The sequence below is a fragment of the Citrobacter sp. VF227 genome (genome assembly GCF_052950715.1).
Genome location: NZ_JBRFVF010000120.1, coordinates 1 through 665, shown reverse-complemented (window position 1 = coordinate 665; position 665 = coordinate 1). Strand labels below are relative to the sequence as shown.

Here is a 665-nt window from a genome sequence, read left to right as displayed (position 1 = left end):
CCTTTAGCCTGCTGGTCAATCTGACGGAATGCCATTCCGCACTGCGGAATATGCGGTGTGTGAGGAGGGTTTGGGATGTTCGAACGTATCGGAATCATCGGTGCCGGCGCCATGGGGCGGGGCATCGCTCAGCTGTTTGCCAGCGCGGGCAAGCAGGTGTGGCTCTACGATGCGCGCGGCGAGTCGGTCGCCGAGGCGCTGCGTTTCAATCGCGAGCTGCTGGAGCGCAGCCTGGCCAAGGGCCGCCTGAGCGCCGAGGCGCTCGACGCAACCCTGGCGCGGATGCGGCCGGCGTCGACGTTGCAGGAGCTGGCCGGTTGCGACCTGCTGATCGAGGCCATCGTCGAGAATCTCGAGGCCAAACAGGCACAGTTCGGCGCGCTGGAGGCGCTGGTTGCTGCGGACGCGGTACTGGCGACCAATACCTCGTCCCTGTCGGTCACGCGGATCGCTGCGGCCTGCCGGCACCCGCAGCGGGTGGCCGGTTTTCATTTCTTCAACCCGGTGCCGTTGATGAAGCTGGTGGAAGTGGTGCGCGGCGAGCGCAGCGATCCGCAGGTGATCGAGCGGCTGGTCAAGCTGGCCGAAGAGGCCGGGCATTTCCCTGCGATCACACCCGATACTCCCGGTTTTCTGGTCAACCATGCCGGTCGCGCCTACAGCAC

At 65.7% G+C, this 665-nt stretch carries 1 protein-coding gene; it reads left to right on the top strand.

Annotated features, from left to right (window positions below; translation table 11 throughout):
* Positions 1–75: 75 nt before the first annotated feature.
* Positions 76–665: 3-hydroxyacyl-CoA dehydrogenase NAD-binding domain-containing protein (locus tag ACU8YC_RS25390; RefSeq protein WP_446896017.1), on the top strand; the 590-nt coding region annotated here is incomplete at its 3' end.